The following is a 3,415-nucleotide window of genomic DNA, read 5'->3' on the forward strand; positions in this document are numbered from 1 at the left end:
GTCCTTCTGGCGGCATTTGCCAATAATAAGGAGGGCGACAGGGTTCTGGACCTTGGAACCGGCACCGGTGTCATTCCGATTCTGATGGAAGCCAGGTATGGAGGGGCGGAATACAAAGCGCTTGAGATTCAGGCGGATTCCTGTGATATGGCCCGGAGAAGCGCCCGTCTCAACGGCCTGGAAGACCGCATTGAGATTGTGGAGGGGGATTTGAAGCGGGCCCACGAGATCTTCGGCCCGGCCTCCTTTGATGTGGTCACCTGCAATCCTCCCTATATGACAAATAAGCATGGCCTGACCAATCCATCGGGTCCCATGGCCATTGCCAGGCATGAGCTGCTCTGTTCCCTGGAGGATGTGGTTCGGGAGACAGCCAGGCTATTGAGGCCCGGCGGCCATTCTTATTTTGTCCACAGGCCCTTTCGCCTGGTGGAGATCATGACTCTGATGCACGACTACGGATTGGAGCCAAAGCGCATGCGCCTGGTTTATCCCTACGCGGACCGGGAGCCCAATATGGTTCTGCTGGAGGGGGTCAGAGGGGGACGAAGCTGGCTTAAGGCGGAGCCTCCCCTGGTGATTTATCGGGAGCAGGGCATTTACACGGATGAGGTGAAGAAGCTCTATTTTGACGGGGATACAGAGGAGTGAGCAATGGCAGGATGTCTCTATCTGGTAGCAACGCCCATCGGAAATCTTGAGGACATGACCTACCGGGCGGTCCGTGTCTTACAAGAGGCGGACCTGATCGCGGCGGAGGATACGCGCGATTCCATGAAGCTCCTGCGGCATTTTGAGATCCACACTCCCATGACGGCCTATCACGAGTTCAACAAGATCGACAAGGCCAGGGTCCTGATCGGGAAAATGCGCGCGGGCGCGACCATCGCCTGTATCACGGACGCGGGGACGCCCGGGATCTCTGATCCGGGGGAGGAACTGACCCGCATGTGCTATGAGGCGGGGATTTCGGTCTATGCCATCCCCGGTCCCGCGGCAGTCATCACGGCAGTGACTTCTTCCGGCCTGCCCTGCAGGCGCTTCGCCTTCGAGGCATTTCTTCCCAGAGATAAGAAGGAAAAGAAAAGAATCCTGGAGGAGCTTAAGAGCGAGTCCAGAACCATGGTTATTTATGAGGCTCCGCATCGTCTCAGGCAGACCCTGGCGGACCTGGCAGAGGCCCTGGGCCCGGAGAGAAAGCTGACCGTTGCCAGGGAGCTGACCAAGAAGCACGAGGAGAAAGCGCGGATGACCCTGGGGCAGAGCCTGGACTATTACCGCCAGAGGGAGCCCCGCGGCGAGTATGTTCTGGTCATCGAGGGCAAATCCTGGGAGGAGACGGATTCTGAGGACCGGGCCCGCTGGGAGGAGATGGATCTGGACAGCCATATGCAGATCTACCTGGATCAGGGACTGGACAGGAAGGAGGCCATGAAGGCCGTGGCCAGGGACCGGGGGATTCCCAAGAGAGAGGTCTATGCGGCCCTGCTGAAGGAGATTTGACAGGCAGGCGTGGAGGCAGAAGAAGCAAATGACAGGAAGCCTCGGGAAGGAGAGCGGTATGAGCGAGCAAAATCTGGAAGAGAAGATCAGGAGCTTGCAGGCGCTGATTGACGGCGCCTCTAAGATCGTCTTCTTCGGCGGGGCAGGAGTCAGCACAGAGAGCGGGCTCAAGGATTTCCGCAGTCAGGATGGTCTCTATCACGAGCACTACAAGTATCCGCCGGAAAGGATCTTAAGTCATTCCTTTTTTATGCGTCAGCCGGAGGACTTCTATCGTTTCTACTTTGATAAGCTGCTTGTGGACGGTCTTGCGGTTCCGAAATCGTCCGGACAGACCGGAACACCTGCCGGGGGAGAGCGGTCGTCTGGGGTCATCGAGCCAAACGCCGCCCACAAAAAGCTGGCGGAGCTGGAGACTGCTGGCAAGCTGTCCGCTGTCATCACTCAGAACATTGACGGACTGCATCAGCGGGCTGGCAGCAGGAAGGTATTCGAACTGCACGGGTCGATTCACCGGAATCACTGTATGTCCTGCGGACATTTCTTCGACGGAGAATATCTGCTGGCGCACAGGGACGCTGAGAAGCCTGTCCCTCACTGCCCTGTCTGCGGGGGAATCATCAAGCCGGATGTGGTCCTCTACGAGGAGGGTCTGGATCAAGCGGTGATCAATGGCGCGCTGGAGGCAATCGGGGAGGCAGACCTTCTCATCATCGGGGGAACCTCTTTGACGGTATATCCGGCAGCTGGTTTCATCCGCTATTATCGAGGGAATCACCTGGTGCTGATCAACCGGGACGCCACCGGACAGGACGAGCTGGCGGACCTGGTGATCCACGGCTCCATCGGGGAGATTCTGGGAAAGATCAGGGTATCGAAAGCGTCCGAGGTCCGCGCGCTTTGAGCGGATTCGCGGGATGGAGATAGCCGCGAGTTTGACGAGCAATGGCTCTGACAAAAACAGATGAGGAGAGCATGTATGCCCATGGATTTGCGTGTCGGTGACATTGTCACCATGAAAAAGCCCCATCCCTGCGGGAGCAAGGACTGGAAGCTTCTGCGGGTGGGGGCGGATATTCGCATGGAGTGTCTGGGCTGCGGGCATTTGCTCATGCTGCCCAGAAACAAGGTGGAGAAAAACATACGGAAGGTGAAGGAACAGAGAAAGCCCCTTGTTGCCGATCAGGGAAGGGCGGAAGTTTAAGAGGTCTTTTTGACGGACAGAAGAGATTCTACAGCATCTCCGTGAAATGAATACCAGTATTCAAAGCTGACATCGTCTCCTGCTTCAATGGTCGCCAGAGCTTGATTGTCTTTTGAGGATAGAAGAGTGATAGTTTTTTCTGAAGTCTGTATTTCGATCAGCGTTTTATTGCTGGAGATACGAATCACTCGTCCGCTGTCATGTAAAAGCTTCTGGACGGAATGAAGAGGGATAGGACTCTCGCCCCTTGCATTATAAAAAAAGGAAAATCGAATACGATCCCCAGGTTGAAGCTTTTCCAGGACAGATCCCGGCTGTGTGTAGGCAAGAGTGCAATTATGCTGATCGGGAGAGAGGATGTCATCTGCTTCGCTTTCATCCAAGCGGACATGCAGTTGCCTTTGCCTTAAATCCACAGAAAGAAGAGCGGCGGTTCTGTTGCATAGAAAATCGTCATTGCCACCGTTCCTATGATATTGAGGGGCAGAGGCTTTTGGGCTTTCTAAATGAATGAAAATAATAGAGACGATGGCAAGAAAACCAATCGCAGTTAGCACAAAGAGAGTTTTTTTATTCATGGAATCATGTTCCCGTATAATCAGTAAAATACGCATCGTCTAGATTTACATATCTAACGTTTCCGGTATCCCAGCCATCACATACCATAAGCGTGTGCAAGCGGCTCTGATCTCATAGACAAAGAATATT

Annotated in this window: 5 protein-coding genes; 4 read left to right on the forward strand and 1 reads right to left on the reverse strand. The window is 54.7% G+C overall.

Translation table 11 applies throughout. From position 1 onward, the window contains the following. The 4 genes from ACO5R6_RS07220 to ACO5R6_RS07235 form a co-directional block, all read left to right on the forward strand. The coding region (locus tag ACO5R6_RS07220; RefSeq protein WP_485626514.1) for a tRNA1(Val) (adenine(37)-N6)-methyltransferase at window positions 1-651 on the forward strand (651 nt) is incomplete at its 5' end. Between the two features lie 3 nt (window positions 652-654). Then, on the forward strand, window positions 655-1,503 hold the full coding sequence (gene rsmI / locus ACO5R6_RS07225) for a 16S rRNA (cytidine(1402)-2'-O)-methyltransferase (protein WP_485626515.1): 849 nt from the start codon (window positions 655-657) through the stop codon (window positions 1,501-1,503). Between the two features lie 73 nt (window positions 1,504-1,576). After that, the gene (locus ACO5R6_RS07230) at window positions 1,577-2,407 is read left to right on the forward strand and encodes an SIR2 family NAD-dependent protein deacylase (RefSeq protein WP_485626517.1); all 831 of its coding nucleotides are present in this window, start codon (window positions 1,577-1,579) and stop codon (window positions 2,405-2,407) included. 75 nt (window positions 2,408-2,482) lie between these two features. Continuing rightward, window positions 2,483-2,707, forward strand: coding sequence for a DUF951 domain-containing protein (locus ACO5R6_RS07235; protein WP_330670215.1), 225 nt, complete (start codon window positions 2,483-2,485; stop codon window positions 2,705-2,707). On the opposite strand, the gene ACO5R6_RS07240 is transcribed toward ACO5R6_RS07235, so the two are convergent. Next, a complete protein-coding gene (locus ACO5R6_RS07240) occupies window positions 2,704-3,285 on the reverse strand; it encodes a hypothetical protein (RefSeq protein ID WP_485626516.1) in 582 nt (193 codons plus the stop codon). The genes ACO5R6_RS07235 and ACO5R6_RS07240 overlap by 4 nt on opposite strands. Window positions 3,286-3,415: the final 130 nt, after the last annotated feature.

This window comes from Shuttleworthella sp. (genome assembly GCF_057251025.1).